Below are 13,783 nucleotides of genomic sequence, written 5' to 3' on the forward strand. Positions count from 1 at the left end.
GTCCGATCACCCCATGGTTTTGCGCAGGCGGGCCAGATAAAAACCGTCTGGCCCCTGATCCCGCGGCAGCAATTGCCAGCCCCGCGACGCCGGTGACGGATCGCCAATGCCCGGCGTGTCCTCGGTGGCGTCTTCGGTGTGCTCGAGGAACGCACTGATTTGCTGATCGTTTTCGGCGCGCAGCACCGAGCAGGTGGCGTACACCAGCGTACCCCCGGGGCGCAGAAGCGGCCATAGTGCATCCAGCATGCGCGCTTGTAAATCCACCAGTGCCGGCAGGTCCTGGCGGCGGCGGTGCCATTTCACATCCGGTTGACGGCGCAGGATGCCGGTAGCCGAGCAGGGGGCGTCCAGCAGAATGGTGTCAAACGGCTCACCGTCCCACCAGCTTTGCGGTTCGGCGGCGTCACCCTGGAGCACGGTGGCCTCGGCGCCGAGACGCTTGAGCGCCTCACGCACCTGACGCAGGCGCGGCTCGGAAACATCCAGTGCCACCAGCCGCGCGCCGGGAAAGGCTTCGGCCAACTGCCCGGTCTTGCCGCCGGGCGCGGCGCAGGCGTCGAGTATGCGGGCGCCGTCCGGTACCGCCATCAGGGTCACCGGCAGTTGTGCCGCTTCATCCTGCACCGTCAGTTCGCCCTCGGCGAAACCGGGCAGGGCGGTGACCGGGCGGGGCGGCGACAGATACAGCGCCCAGGGAGAGAGGGCGCCGGCGCGGGCTTCGTCGCCGAATTGTGTCAGCCAATGGTCGCGGTGGTGGTGTCGCTGATTCACCCGCAAGGTCAGCGGTGGCGGCGTCAGACTGGCCTCGGCCATGGCGGCGGCCTGATCCGGCCAGTCGCTTTGCCACTGTTGCCAGAGCCAGTCCGGCAGCGACCAGCGCACCGCGTCGGGGTAGTCGGCGAAGGCGGTGGCGGCGTCAATACGGCTGGCCTTGCGCAACACCGCGTTGGCCAGGCCGCTGGCCCAGCCCGCTTTCAATTTGCGGCACAAGTCCGGATAGGCATTGACCACCGCATGATCGGCGCGGTCGCTGAACCACAGTTCGTAAAGGCCGCACAGGAGCGCCAGACGCACCGGTTGGGCACTGGGTTTGAGCGGCTTGCTCAGTTGTTGATTGAGCCAGTGATTGAGCGGGCGCAGGTAGCGGCAGACACCAAAGCAGAGGTCGCGCATCAGGCCGCCGGCGGCGCCGTCCAGGGCCTGGGCGCGCAGCACTTCGCGCAGACTGGCGCCATCGCCACTGCCGGGCAGCACACGATTGAGGGCGCGTACCGCCACCAGACGGGGGTTGGGGGTGGCCTCAGCCAAGATGACCGCCCCGCGCGAACAGATCCGGGTGGCCGCGCAGTACCTCGGCCACGCTCATCGGCTTCTTGCCTGGCAACTGGATACGCTGCAACCGCAATGCGATGTCGCCGCAGGCCACCACTACGCCGTCGGCGTCGGCGGTGACGATGTCGCCCGGCTCCAGCAGGGTGGTGTCGGCGTCGCACTCCCGCGCTTCCCATACCCGCACGGCCTTGCCATCCAGATCAAACCAGCACACCGGCCAGGGATTGAACGCGCGGATGCGGCAGCTCAGGGCCCGGGCCGGCAGGCGGAAGTCCAGGCGGGCTTCTTCCTTGCTCAGCTTGTGGGCGTAGGTGACGCCATCGTCCGGCTGTGGCTGTGCCCGCTGTAAATGGCCGGGCAGATCCTCCAGCACCGTGACCAGCAGGCGCGCGCCTTGCCCGGCCAGCCGGTCGTGCAGTTCTCCACCGGTTTCACGGTCGCCGATGTCCAGCGCTTCGGCGAGCAGCATGGGGCCGGTATCAAGGCCGGCGTCCATGCGCATGATGGTGGTACCGCTTTGCCGGTCACCGGCCATGATGGCGCGCTGGATCGGCGCCGCGCCACGCCAGCGCGGCAGCAGCGAAGCGTGCACGTTGACGCAGGCCAGCCGGGGGATATCCAGCACCCCCTGGGGGATGATCAGGCCGTAGGCGACCACGATCAGCGCGTCCAGTTCGAGATCGCGAAGCCGGTTCTGGATCGCTTCGTCCTTAAGAGTGGCGGGTTGCAGAACCGGGATGCCGGCGTTTTCCGCCAGTGCTTTGACCGGCCCGGGCTTGACCTTCTTGCCGCGCCCGGCGCCACGGTCCGGCTGGGTCAGCACGGCGACAACGTCATGAGAGCTTTCCAGCAGCGCTTGCAGGCAGCTCGCGGCGAAGTCCGGCGTGCCGGCGAAGGCCAGCCGTAATCGGGAAGATTGTTCGGAATGGGCCACGATGGTGATCCGTCTCCAGGAAGCAGGGCAGCGCCGCCGCCCTGGGGAATGAGTGTCAGAGCCTGCTCGTGCGTCCGGGGGGGAAACCTTGAACAGGCTCTTAAACCGGTGCTCAGGCTTGCTGGCGGTGAATTTTCTGCAGTTTCTTCTTGATACGGTCGCGTTTGAGCCGCGATACGTAATCCACGAACAGCTTGCCATCCAGATGATCAATCTCGTGCTGGATGCAGGTGGCGAGCAGGCCGTCGGCCTCCATCTCAAACGGATTGCCGTCCCGGTCCAGGGCTTTGATCATCACCCGCGCCGGCCGCTCCACCTGTTCGTAGAAGCCCGGCACCGACAGGCAGCCCTCCTCATAGGGGGCGAGATCCTCGGTGAGCGGGGTGATCTCCGGGTTGATGAACACCAGCGGCTGATCCCGCTCCTCGGAGACATCGATCACCAGCAAACGCTGATGGACGTTCACCTGGGTCGCCGCCAAGCCGATGCCGGACGCTTCATACATGGTTTCGATCATATCGTCGATCAGTTTGCGAAGCGCGTCATCCACCTGCTCCACCGGTTTTGCTACGGTGCGGAGTCGGGGGTCGGGGAATTCAAGTATTTCCAGTTTGGCCATTTGGGGTCCCGGCTAGTCTGCTATTGCCAGACTACTTTAGATTTGGTTGCTAACTCTATGATCACGTTGCTAGTATCGAGAATCGGCTCTCGCCGATTTGGGGGATGCATCCACAACGTGGGTGCTCATAATCATAAAAGGAAACCACTGATGATCAAAACGCTCCGGCGCCTGGCGGCGGCGTGCGCGATGCTGGTGGTGGCCGCCGGCGTTTCCGCCGTAACCCTGCGCGATAATCACCCGGACGTCTACTACGTCAAGAAAGACGATACTCTCTGGGACATCAGCGGGCGTTTCCTGGAACATCCCTGGCAATGGCCCGAGATCTGGCACGTTAATCCCGCCATCAAGAACCCGCACCTGATTTTTCCCGGTGACGCCATTCGCCTGTCCTGGGTGGACGGTGAGCCACGGCTGGAACTGGATCGCGCCAGCGGTGAGCAAAGCCAGTTGCCCGACGGCACCGTGAAGCTGTCACCAAGGGTGCGGGAAATGAGCCGGGAGGACGCCATTCCCGCGATTCCGATGAACGCCATCCAGAGCTATCTCAAGCAGGCCCTGGTGCTGGAACGCGCGGATATCAGCGCCGCGCCCTATATTCTCGGTGGGCAGGATCGCCGTGTCATCTTCGGCGGCGGCGATACCGTCCACGCCCGTGACCCGGAGCAGCGCTGGGAAAACGCCGAGCAGCGCTATGGACTGTATCGGGTGGGCGAGGAATACGTGGACCCGGTCACCGATGAGGTACTGGGCTACGAGGCCCGCCAGGTCGGTCTGGCCTCGGTGGAGCGTATCGAGGAAGAGATGGCGACCCTGCAGGTGTTGCGCTCTTCCGAGGATCTGCGGGTGGATGATCGTCTGTTCCCGCAACCGGACCAGCGCGTGCGCGCCTTGCTCTATCCGCACGCGCCGGATGAAAAAGTGGAAGGCCGTATCATCCGCTTCTTCGACCGGATCAGCAGTGTCGCCCGCAACGACGTGGTGGTGATCAACCGTGGCGCCCGGGAAGGCATGGAGGAAGGCCACGTGCTGGATATCTTCCAGCAGGGCGAGCAGGTCCGGGACCGGCAGCAGGACGAGATGGTGCGCCTGCCCCGTACCCGCGCCGGTTCCCTGGTGCTGTTCCGGGTGTTCGAGAAAGTCAGCTACGGGCTGATCATGGAATCCCAGCGCCCGGTTTACATGAACGACGTGGTGGAAAGCCCGGAAGGCAGTTACTAGCCGCGGCCTCAGGCCGATTTACAGAGTCCATAACGCGCACAGGGAGGTGCGTTTTTATGCGAGACCAGCTTGCGCGCCTGGCGTTGGCCAAGGCGTTCGATCCCGCTTCCATGCAGCTCGGCGAGGCCCTGCGCCGCCGGCCCATCGACGAAACCCCGCTGACCCGGTATGCCGAGGCCCTGCCCGGGCGCCTGCCGAATCCGAGCGAACGCCGGCGCTGGCTGACGGCCCCGGAATCCCTCGAGCCGCAGTGGCGACCGCTGGCCGCTCAGGGCTGGCGCTGGCTGGCCCTGGGGGACGAGGATTATCCGCCGCTGCTGGCGGATCTGCCGGACGCGCCGGGGGTGCTGGCGGTACTGGGCGAGGTGTCCGCGCTGACGCGGCCTCAAATCGCCATGGTCGGGGCCCGTGGCGCGTCCGCCGAAGGGGAGGCCAACGCCTATCGTTTCAGCCGTTGTCTGGCCGCGGCGGGATTCGCCGTCACCAGCGGGCTGGCCCTGGGGGTGGACGGCGCCGCCCACCGTGGCGCCCTTGCCGCCCCCGGGATCACCCTGGCGGTGCTGGGGCATGGTCCCGGCAAGCTCTATCCACCACGCCATCGCCGGCTGGCCGGGGAGATCATCGCCGCCGGCGGAGCCCTGGTCAGTGAATTCGCCCCGGGGCGCCCGCCGTCCCGGCGTTCTTTCCCGCAACGCAACCGGCTCATCAGCGGCCTGAGTCTGGGGGTCGTGGTGGTGGAAGCGGCGCTGCGCAGTGGTTCTCTGATCACCGCCCGCTGTGCCGCCGAGCAGGGGCGGGAAGTGTTCGCCATCCCTGGATCCATTCATAACCCGCTTAGCAAGGGCTGCCATAAACTGCTGCGCGAAGGGGCCAACTGGCTGGAATGTACCGACGATGTGCTGGCGGCGTTCGAGGACTTTCATCGCACCGTGGCGCACAGTCCGTCATTGAGCAAGCCGACGCCGCCGTTGCTGCGGTATTTCATCGGCGGTGTGAACAGCCTTGACCAGCTGTGTGAGCGCTCCGGTCTGGCGCCGCCGGAGCTGACCGCGGCGTTGCTGGAACTGGAGCGGGAGGGGCACATCGAACGGGTCGGTGGCGGCTATGTGAGCCGTCCGCCGGGCTGACCCGCCAAGGCTGTCGGGCAGCAATCCGTCCGGTGCTGGCGGGATGGCCGCCACAACGGGTATCCTACGTGCCGACCGGAGAGGCTCTCCCCATTCGTCCTGACGCGCTTTTTAAATGAATCTGCACTTGGACACGGCGGCCCGCATCATTCACGCGGGCGGCGTAATCGCTTACCCCACGGAAACCGTATACGGCCTCGGTTGCGACCCGTTCAATCGTGAGGCGGTGAACAAACTGCTGGCGATCAAATCCCGCCCCTGGCGTAAAGGATTGATCATGGTGGCCGCGGACCTGTCCCAGCTCGACGGGCTGGTCGCCCTGAGTGGAGCCCAGCGCGAGCAACTGGCGTCTATCTGGCCGGCACCGGTGACGTACTTGCTGCCGGCCACCCCGGCGGTTCCAGAGTGGGTTCGCGGCGAACACGCCAAGGTGGCGGTTCGGGTCAGTCCGCACCCGCTGGTGCGGGCCCTGGCCCGGGCCGTGGGCACGCCGATCATCTCCACCAGCGCCAATCGCGCTGGTCAGCCCCCTGCCCGCAATCGTTTTCAGGTGGCTCGGGTAATGGGGGCGGAGCTGGATTTCATCGTCACCGGTGACTGTGACCCCAGGGCCCGCCCCTCCACCATTATCGATCTGGAAACCGGGCAGGTCGTGCGGGCCTGACCGGCGCGACCGCCCAGATAACCACGGAGTAATGCCGATGACCGATGTGGCGCCGCAAGCGGTAAAGCGCTATCTGCTTGAGCTGCAGGACCGCATTTGCCGGGAGCTTGAGGATGAGGACGGTGGGGCCCGCTTCCTCGAGGACGCCTGGGAGCGTCCTGAAGGCGGCGGTGGCCGTAGCCGGGTGATCAGCGAGGGGGCGGTGTTTGAGAAGGGCGGGGTCAACTTCTCCCATGTGTACGGTGAGAGTCTGCCGCCTTCCGCCAGCGCTCATCGGCCGGAGCTGGCCGGCCGCTCTTTTCAGGCCATGGGCGTTTCGCTGGTGCTGCATCCGCACAACCCCTATGTGCCCACCAGTCATGCCAATGTCCGTTTCTTTCTGGCGGAAAAGCCGGGTGAAGCACCGGTATGGTGGTTCGGTGGCGGCTTTGACCTGACGCCCTATTACGGATTCGAAGAGGATGCGGTGGCCTGGCACAGTGTGGCGAGGGACGCCTGCGCGCCGTTCGGTGAGGACCTTTACGCGGAGTTCAAGGCCTGGTGTGACCGCTACTTCTACCTGAAGCACCGGGACGAACCGCGCGGTATTGGCGGGCTGTTCTTCGATGATTTCAACCGGCTCGGTTTTGACCAAAGCTTTGCTTTCATGCGTAGCGTCGGTGACGCCTTCATCCGTGCCTATCGGCCGATCGTGGCGCGCCGCAAGGCCACGCCCTTCGGGGAGCGCCAGCGCCGCTTCCAGCTTTATCGGCGCGGCCGTTACGTGGAATTCAACCTGGTCTACGATCGCGGCACCCTGTTCGGCCTGCAATCCGGCGGCCGTACCGAATCCATCCTCATGTCGTTGCCGCCGCTGGTGCGCTGGGATTACGACTGGCGGCCGCAGCCGGGCAGCGAGGAAGCCGCGTTGTACGAACAGTTCCTGATTCACAAGGAGTGGGTATGACCGATCGCTACGCGGTGTTTGGCAATCCGGTAAGCCATTCCCGGTCACCGGACATCCACCACGCCTTTGCCGCTCAGCGTGGCGAGGACCTCAGCTACGAGCGTATCGAAGCGCCTCTGGACGGCTTCGCTGAATCGGTCGGTGCCTTTTTTCAGGCCGGTGGCAAAGGCGCCAACGTCACCGTGCCGTTCAAGGAACAGGCCCATGATTTGTGCGATGTGCTCACCGAGCGGGCACGACAGGCCGGTGCGGTGAATACGCTGTGGCGGGAGCAGGGTAAATGTTATGGCGACAACACCGACGGCGCTGGGCTGGTTACCGACCTGTGCGATAACCAGGGCTGGGAGTTGCAGGGGCGGCGGATACTGATTCTCGGTGCCGGCGGTGCCGTTCGCGGTGTGCTTGGACCACTGTTGGCGCGCACACCAGCAGCGCTGACTATTGCCAACCGTACCGTGGCACGGGCGCGGAATCTGGTCACGTTATTCCAGAATACGCATTGTCCGGTGGCGGCGGCGGGGCTTGAGGAATTGAGTGGTGACTTCGACGTCATCCTCAACGCCATATCGGCGGGATTACAAGGAGAAATGCCGGCGTTGCCGGCGAGCCTGGTACACCGGGATACGGTGGCCTACGACATGGTTTATGGCCGTCAGCCGACGCCGTTCATGAGATGGGCGGGCGCCGCTGGCGCGGCGGGTATATGCGATGGCCTGGGCATGTTGGTGGAGCAGGCGGCGGAGGCCTTTCAGGTTTGGCGGGGGTGGCGGCCGGACACTCGTCCGGTGCTCAACAGCCTACGGAGCGCGTCATGATTCAGATGCGAAATTGGATCCTTGGTGCCGGCCTTTCCTTCGCTGGCGTATGTGGTGCGGATACGTTCGGTTTCGCCTGGGATAACGACCTGTTCGTCGGTTTGGACAAGAATTACACCAATGGCCTGCGCATCAGTTGGGTTGGCGATGGTCATGGCAAATGCGATGACAACGGTGGCGCTACCTGCGCGGTGGCGCGAGCCCTGGATCCGCTGCCGGGAGTGTCCGCGGCGGATGAGCGCCATGCTCTCACCGTCAGCCTGGAACAGATCATGGTGACGCCCGACGATATCGAGCGTTCCACACCGGATTACAGTGATGTGCCCTATGTGGGCTACAGCAATCTGGAACTGGGCCTGTTCAGTTGGGACACCCATAATCTGTACGGTTACGGTATCAGAGGTGGCGTGGTGGGGCCGGACTCCGGCGCGGAGGAAAGCCAGAAGATCGTCCACAAGGTCACGGGTTCCACCCGGCCAAGGGGGTGGGACAATCAGCTCGGCCCGGATCTCATCGGCGGGGTCTATTTTTTGCACGCCCATCGCTTCCTCAAGCGGGAATACGACAGCGGTTATCAGCTGGAGCTGGGCGGTGCCTGGGGCATTGACGTCAACAATTTCGACGGCAACGCGCAGAGCGGAGGCTTCATCCGTTTCGGCCGCAACCTGCCCGGCAATTTCATTCCGGATTACGCGGGTATCGGTACCGCCGGGTCCCTGGTGGGACTGTTCGATAACCCCGGGTTCGGCTGGGAGCTGTTCCTGGGGTCATCCGTGCAGTACAACGGCTATTCCTACATCGAGCGTAAGGGCGGGGACTACAACATCGACAAGGAAGACTGGACCGTCACGCTGATCGGTGGGGCCGGTGTTCGCAACGACCGCTTCAGCTTTACCATGACCCTGCAGCACTCCACATCACCGATCCGCGACAGTGATCCGATCAGCTTCGGCAACATGTCGTTCATGTGGGCGATTTAAGGTACTGGTCCTTCAGCTTCACGTAATTGCCCGCCACATAGGGCAGGAACGCCAACTCCTCCTCGGTCAGCCGGCGCGCCGGTTTGGCCGGGCTGCCCCGGTACAGCCAACCGCTTTCCAGGCGTTTGCCGGGGCTCACCAGAGTGCCGGCGGCGATCATCACGTCATCTTCCACCACCGCGCCGTCCATGATCATCGCCTGCATGCCCACCATGACCCGGTTGCCCACGGTGCAACCATGCAACATGGCCTGGTGGCCAAGAGTGACATCCTCGCCGATGGTCAGCGGAAAGCCGTCCGGGTTGAAACGGGAAGCGTGGGTAATGTGCAGCACGGCATTGTCCTGGACGCTGGTGCGAGCGCCAATGCGGATACGATGCATATCGCCGCGGATCACCGCCCCCGGCCAGATTGAACAGTCCTCGCCCAGGGCCACGTCACCGATCACGGTGGCGGCGGGATCAACATATACCCGTTCGCCCAGTTGCGGTACCTTGTCTTCGAAGCGACGAATCCCCATCTCTTTCTCCCAATCAGGTGAATTCCGTTTATAACGAGAGGCCCCATGAGTCACAACCCGTTGATCGACTACCCGGATCTGCCCCCCTTTTCCGAGATCCGCCCCGAGCATGTAAAACCGGCGGTGGAGCAACTGATCGCGGATGGCCGCCAGCGTATCGAGACGGTGCTGAAAGCCGGTGACGTGGGCTACCAGGCGCTGGTGGCCGCGCTCGACGAGGAAGACGATCGCCTTGGCAAGGCCTTTGGCCCGGTGGCGCATCTCAACGCGGTGGCTCAGAACGAGGCATTGCGGGAAGCTTACAATGCCTGTTTGCCGCTGCTCAGTGAATACGGCACCGAGGTAGGCCAGAACAGCGCCTTGTTCGCGGCCTATCAGGCGCTCCACGACAGCGCCGAATTCGCTGCTCTCAATGAAGCCCAGCGCAAGGATATTGACAACACCCTGCGTGATTTCCGTTTGTCCGGCGTCGCCCTCGGGGAGGAAGACAAGCGCCGTTACATGGAGAACGCCAAGCGCCTCTCCGAACTCACCACACAGTATGAAAACCAGCTTCTGGACGCCACCCAGAACTGGAAAAAGCATGTTACCGATGAGCAGGAGCTGGAAGGCCTGCCGGAAACCGCGCTGGCCGGTACCGCCGATCGTGCCAGGGCGGAGGGTCTGGATGGCTGGCTGCTGACGCTGGATTTTCCGGTCTATCTGGCGGTCATGAGCCACGCCCGTAATCGCGCCCTGCGCGAGGAAATGTATCGTGCCTTCACCACGCGCGCTTCCGATCAAGGGCCAGACGCCGGCCGTTTCGACAATGGCCCGGTCATGGACGAGATTCTGGCGCTGCGTGATGCCCAGGCCAAACTGCTCGGATTCGGGAGTTATGCGGAGAAATCGCTGGCCACCAAGATGGCCCGCAGCGTCGATGAGGTGATGCATTTCCTTCACGATCTGGCGTTCAAGGCCAAACCTCAGGCAGAGAAGGAATTGCGGGAATTACAGGACTTCGCCGCGGAACAGGGCGCCACGGATCTGCAGCCCTGGGACATTGGGTTCTGGAGCGAGCGTCTGCGTGAAGCCCGTTACGATCTTTCCGACGAAGCACTTCGCCCCTGGTTCCCGGCGGAAAAAGTCATCGATGGCATGTTCGCCGTGGTCGGCAAACTGTTCGGTATCCGCTTCCGTCAACGCCATGATGTGGACACCTGGCATACGGATGTCCGCTTCTTCGAGTTGGTGGACGATGACGGCAGTGTCCGCGCCGCCTTCTACCTGGACATGTACGCGCGCACCGGTAAACGCGGCGGCGCCTGGATGGATGACGCCCGTATTCGCCGCCGCCGGCTGGATGGTTCCCTGCAAACCCCGGTGGCCTATTTGACCTGTAATTTCGCGCCGCCGGCCGGGGGCAAGCCGGGCCTGCTGACCCACGACGAGGTGGTGACACTGTTCCATGAGTTCGGTCATGGCCTCCACCATATGCTGACCGAACAGGAAGTGTCCGGGATTTCCGGCATTAACGGTGTTGCCTGGGACGCGGTGGAACTGCCCAGCCAGTTCCTGGAAAACTGGTGCTGGACCGAAGAAGGGCTGGCAATGATCTCCGGTCACTACGAAACCGGCGAACCGCTACCCAAAGCGATGCTGGACAAGATGCTGGCGGCGAAAAATTTCCAAAGTGCCATGGGTATGATGCGACAGCTGGAGTTCTCCCTGTTCGACATGCGCCTGCACGCGGAGTACACGCCGGAGCTGAGTATTCAGAAGGTGCTGGACGAGGTCCGTGATGAGGTGGCGGTGATCAAGCCGCCGGCGTTCAATCGCTTCCAGAACGGTTTCTCACACATTTTCGCCGGCGGCTACGCCGCGGGTTATTACAGCTACAAATGGGCGGAAGTGCTTTCCAGTGACGCCTACTCGCGGTTCGAGGAGGAAGGCACGTTCAATGAGGATACCGGCCGCGCTTTCCGCGACAACATCCTTGCCCTGGGTGGCAGCCGGGAACCGATGGAACTGTTCAAGGCGTTCCGTGGCCGCGAACCGAGCGTGGAGCCGCTGTTACGGCACAGCGGTATCGACGTCTAGTCAGGGAGAGATCGCGGTCCTCTTCATTCAGGAAAGGACTGCGACGAGAGCTTGCTTGCAAGCGAATGACGTTATCCATTTCGCATGACCTGGAAATTGTTCAACGAGTAAGATTATGAAACGTCAATTTATTGCCGGCGCCACCTGTCCGGAATGCGGAAAGATGGACAAGATCCAACGTGTTATCGATGGTGACAGGCAATGGATGGAATGCGTCGCCTGCGGTCTGGTGCGCGATCTGGACGCGGAACCGCAGGCGACGGATGCGAATGTGCAGAAGGTGGATTTACGTCCACCCGGAAAGCATTAGAAGTTCAGGCGATAGCCCACCGTCAAGGTGCGCCCTCTGCCGGTGAAATACCGGTCGTTATTGGCCAGGGCGCTTTGTGAGTAATAGGTGACGTACTGCTTGTTCAGGAGATTGGAAAGCGCCACGCTGAGTTGCCCTTTGGGTAACTGGTAGCCAATGGCGGCGTCCACCAGCAGATAGCCGTCGAAGTCCATGTCATCGCCCTTGGGGTTTTTATCGAGATTTTTATCGAAAGCGTAGTTGGCTTGCACGAATGAAGTCAGCCTGGAAGACCAGCGGGCCGACCAACTGGTAATCAGGCGATCAGGCGCCACGTTCAAGCCGTCCAGTTTAGCGTCCAGGGTTCCGTTTTTATCGCTGTCATAGCGTCCGCGCATGTGGGAGTAGGCCAGTTTGCCGCTGTGATTCGGTGTGAACTGGTAGCCCAGGGTTCCTTCGATGCCGTCGATCTTTGTTTTCTCCCGCCGCATCACAAAGGCGTCGTTTTCCCGCTCGACACGGCTGCCGTAGTCCGATGAGGAAACGTAGTAGCTTACCTCGGCGCTGAATGGACCATCCGTGTAGCGGACACCGCCTTCGATATTTTCGGTGACGATCGGGCGCAGATTGTCGAAATCATCCACCGACTGGCCTTCGTCTTCGATACCGCGCAAAGCCCTGCCCACATCGGGAATAGAGAAGCCCTCGGAATAGTTCGCGAACAGGTTCCAGTTGTCTTGCGGCGCCCAGACCAGACCGACGTTGTACAGGGTATCGTTGAAACTGGGGTCTCCGCCTTCCACGTGAACGCTGTTTCGGGCCGCTACCGTGGTATAGCTGTCGATATTCAGCTCAGCGTACTCGTAGCGGGCGCCGGCGGAGAGAGTCAGGGAGTCGATGGGTTTCAGTTCGATCTGAACGAAGGGCGAAAGATCGGTGTATTCCACTTCCGGCACGTAGGTGCGATTAGTCTGCCAGAGATACTGCTCGGTGTTGTCAAACAGCGTATCAAAGCCTCCGGTGAGCTTAAGCCGGCCATTCCAGAGGCCGTCCTTGGTCAGGGAAACCTTGGTGCCGTACTTGGTGGTTTCCGCCATGCTCTGATCATAAAGGGAACCCTTTGGCGCGATACTTTCGTCTTGAAAACTGCCGGAATTGGTGGCGCCGAAGAGGGCGTTGTAATCCTGATAAAACGCCAGGGCGCTGAGCTGCATACCCACCAGATTGTAGTGATCGTAACTCAGCCCGGTGGTCCAGACCTCGTTGTAAGGCGCGTCACCTTCGGGGGTGCCACGAGTGGAGGTGGTCGGTACACCATCGTCCCGCTTACCGGTAACGCTGACGTATTCATTCAGGCCTTTGATCCGGTACCGGTTCACACTCAATTGCAAACGCTGATTGTCATCCAGCCAGTAAGCCAGTTTCCCCATGGCGTCATAACTGCGCGAATTCATCAGGTCACCCTGGGTATTGTCCACGCCGATCAAATGATTGTCGCCATCCAGGAACATGCCCTGTTCCTCGTAACCGAGGGAGAAGAGATAGTCGACGTTGCCGGCGTTGCCGCTCACTCCGTAATGGGTTTTGTAGCTCAGGGTTTCGGACTTCAACTCGGAGGTGGGTGTGGTGACCTGCACCTCGACGTTCTGATTCAAGGAACCCGGTTCCGGTCTTTTGGTGATCAGGTTGATGACCCCGCCAGTGGCGCCCAGACCGTTGGTCGCGTTGGCGCCCTGGATCACCTCGATGCGTTCCACCATGGCGAAGTCGATGGTGTGCATTTCCCGCCCGGTGGGGCGCAGCGGATTGGACTGGGGAATGCCGTCGATCATCACCAGCGGCGTCCGGCCACGCAGGGTCTCGCCGCTGCCACTCATTTTCTGGCGGCTGGGAGAGAAGGACGGCAACAGGTTACTCAGGATCTGGGAGGAATCGGAGGTGATTCGACGCTGTTCCTCAATCTCCTCCTTCTGGATGACCCGGACCACCTGGGGGGAGTCCTCTTGAGTGGCACCGGTCCGGGAAGCGGTAACAACCACCGGGTCGAGAACATGTTTCTGGGACTGCTCGGCACTGTAAGCCGGGCAGACGAAAACCAGCCCTATGGCCGCTGCCGCCGGCCAGAGCACTTGATATCGCATTTGGGGATTCTCCCTTACCTCGGAAAACGGAATGCAAGCGACGCGTTCTCTGGAAAGGCCAGAAAAGGTCTAATCGCAAATGAAAACGATTATCATATCATGTAAGTAATGTA

The 13,783-nt window shown here is 62.4% G+C and carries 13 protein-coding genes; 8 read left to right on the forward strand and 5 right to left on the reverse strand.

Features of this window, described 5'->3' with window-relative positions; genetic code table 11:
- Positions 1-6: 6 nt before the first annotated feature.
- From rsmB to def, 3 genes are all read right to left on the reverse strand, one after another.
- Positions 7-1,311, reverse strand: coding sequence for a 16S rRNA (cytosine(967)-C(5))-methyltransferase RsmB (rsmB, locus tag RYH70_RS00640; protein WP_317009620.1), 1,305 nt, complete (start codon positions 1,309-1,311; stop codon positions 7-9).
- Positions 1,304-2,269 (reverse strand): methionyl-tRNA formyltransferase, encoded by a 966-nt coding sequence (fmt, locus tag RYH70_RS00645; RefSeq protein ID WP_284455685.1) that lies wholly within the window; start codon positions 2,267-2,269, stop codon positions 1,304-1,306. The genes rsmB and fmt overlap by 8 nt, the downstream gene beginning before the upstream one ends.
- A gap of 112 nt (positions 2,270-2,381) precedes the next feature.
- Positions 2,382-2,888, reverse strand: coding sequence for a peptide deformylase (gene def, locus RYH70_RS00650; protein ID WP_022996629.1), 507 nt, complete (start codon positions 2,886-2,888; stop codon positions 2,382-2,384).
- Positions 2,889-3,038: 150 nt separating this feature from the next.
- Between def and RYH70_RS00655 the strand changes: the two genes are divergently transcribed.
- The 6 genes from RYH70_RS00655 to RYH70_RS00680 all read left to right on the forward strand — a co-directional run bounded on the left by RYH70_RS00655 (position 3,039) and on the right by RYH70_RS00680 (position 8,641).
- Entirely contained in the window at positions 3,039-4,109 is a 1,071-nt protein-coding gene (locus RYH70_RS00655) for a LysM peptidoglycan-binding domain-containing protein (RefSeq protein WP_317009621.1), read from the forward strand.
- A gap of 56 nt (positions 4,110-4,165) precedes the next feature.
- Positions 4,166-5,236: a DNA-processing protein DprA gene (dprA, locus tag RYH70_RS00660; protein WP_284455684.1), complete on the forward strand. Its 1,071-nt coding sequence runs from the start codon at positions 4,166-4,168 to the stop codon at positions 5,234-5,236.
- A gap of 115 nt (positions 5,237-5,351) precedes the next feature.
- Positions 5,352-5,900, forward strand: a complete 549-nt coding sequence (locus tag RYH70_RS00665) for an L-threonylcarbamoyladenylate synthase (protein WP_055098911.1) — start codon at positions 5,352-5,354, stop codon at positions 5,898-5,900.
- 37 nt (positions 5,901-5,937) lie between these two features.
- Positions 5,938-6,846 (forward strand): oxygen-dependent coproporphyrinogen oxidase, encoded by a 909-nt coding sequence (hemF, locus tag RYH70_RS00670; protein WP_022996625.1) that lies wholly within the window; start codon positions 5,938-5,940, stop codon positions 6,844-6,846.
- A complete protein-coding gene (gene aroE, locus RYH70_RS00675) occupies positions 6,843-7,661 on the forward strand; it encodes a shikimate dehydrogenase (RefSeq protein ID WP_022996624.1) in 819 nt (272 codons plus the stop codon). Before hemF ends, aroE begins: the two co-directional genes overlap by 4 nt.
- Entirely contained in the window at positions 7,658-8,641 is a 984-nt protein-coding gene (locus RYH70_RS00680) for a lipid A deacylase LpxR family protein (protein WP_022996623.1), read from the forward strand. The genes aroE and RYH70_RS00680 overlap by 4 nt, the downstream gene beginning before the upstream one ends.
- On the opposite strand, the gene RYH70_RS00685 is transcribed toward RYH70_RS00680, so the two are convergent.
- Positions 8,625-9,161, reverse strand: a complete 537-nt coding sequence (locus RYH70_RS00685) for a gamma carbonic anhydrase family protein (RefSeq protein WP_022996622.1) — start codon at positions 9,159-9,161, stop codon at positions 8,625-8,627. The two genes, RYH70_RS00680 and RYH70_RS00685, sit on opposite strands and share 17 nt — an antisense overlap.
- 45 nt (positions 9,162-9,206) lie before the next feature.
- Between RYH70_RS00685 and prlC the strand changes: the two genes are divergently transcribed.
- Both prlC and RYH70_RS00695 read left to right on the forward strand, forming a co-directional pair.
- On the forward strand, positions 9,207-11,240 hold the full coding sequence (gene prlC, locus RYH70_RS00690) for an oligopeptidase A (protein ID WP_022996621.1): 2,034 nt from the start codon (positions 9,207-9,209) through the stop codon (positions 11,238-11,240).
- A 115-nt stretch (positions 11,241-11,355) separates the two neighbouring features.
- Positions 11,356-11,550, forward strand: coding sequence for a YheV family putative metal-binding protein (locus RYH70_RS00695; protein ID WP_022996620.1), 195 nt, complete (start codon positions 11,356-11,358; stop codon positions 11,548-11,550).
- On the opposite strand, the gene RYH70_RS00700 is transcribed toward RYH70_RS00695, so the two are convergent.
- Positions 11,547-13,670: a TonB-dependent receptor gene (locus tag RYH70_RS00700; RefSeq protein WP_317009622.1), complete on the reverse strand. Its 2,124-nt coding sequence runs from the start codon at positions 13,668-13,670 to the stop codon at positions 11,547-11,549. The genes RYH70_RS00695 and RYH70_RS00700 overlap by 4 nt on opposite strands.
- Between the last annotated feature and the right edge of the window lie 113 nt (positions 13,671-13,783).

This window comes from Alloalcanivorax xenomutans, assembly GCF_032810065.1.
GTDB lineage: Bacteria > Pseudomonadota > Gammaproteobacteria > Pseudomonadales > Alcanivoracaceae > Alloalcanivorax > Alloalcanivorax xenomutans.

Excerpts from the sequence above, each read along its gene's own strand:
- def (WP_022996629.1), bottom strand. The coding sequence starts at position 2,888 with ATGGCCAAACTGGAAATACTTGAATTCCCCGACCCCCGACTCCGCACC.
- RYH70_RS00655 (WP_317009621.1), top strand. The coding sequence starts at position 3,039 with ATGATCAAAACGCTCCGGCGCCTGGCGGCGGCGTGCGCGATGCTGGTG.
- dprA (WP_284455684.1), top strand. The coding sequence starts at position 4,166 with ATGCGAGACCAGCTTGCGCGCCTGGCGTTGGCCAAGGCGTTCGATCCC.
- RYH70_RS00665 (WP_055098911.1), top strand. The coding sequence starts at position 5,352 with ATGAATCTGCACTTGGACACGGCGGCCCGCATCATTCACGCGGGCGGC.
- hemF (WP_022996625.1), top strand. The coding sequence starts at position 5,938 with ATGACCGATGTGGCGCCGCAAGCGGTAAAGCGCTATCTGCTTGAGCTG.
- aroE (WP_022996624.1), top strand. The coding sequence starts at position 6,843 with ATGACCGATCGCTACGCGGTGTTTGGCAATCCGGTAAGCCATTCCCGG.
- RYH70_RS00680 (WP_022996623.1), top strand. The coding sequence starts at position 7,658 with ATGATTCAGATGCGAAATTGGATCCTTGGTGCCGGCCTTTCCTTCGCT.
- RYH70_RS00685 (WP_022996622.1), bottom strand. The coding sequence starts at position 9,161 with ATGGGGATTCGTCGCTTCGAAGACAAGGTACCGCAACTGGGCGAACGG.
- prlC (WP_022996621.1), top strand. The coding sequence starts at position 9,207 with ATGAGTCACAACCCGTTGATCGACTACCCGGATCTGCCCCCCTTTTCC.
- RYH70_RS00695 (WP_022996620.1), top strand. The coding sequence starts at position 11,356 with ATGAAACGTCAATTTATTGCCGGCGCCACCTGTCCGGAATGCGGAAAG.
- RYH70_RS00700 (WP_317009622.1), bottom strand. The coding sequence starts at position 13,670 with ATGCGATATCAAGTGCTCTGGCCGGCGGCAGCGGCCATAGGGCTGGTT.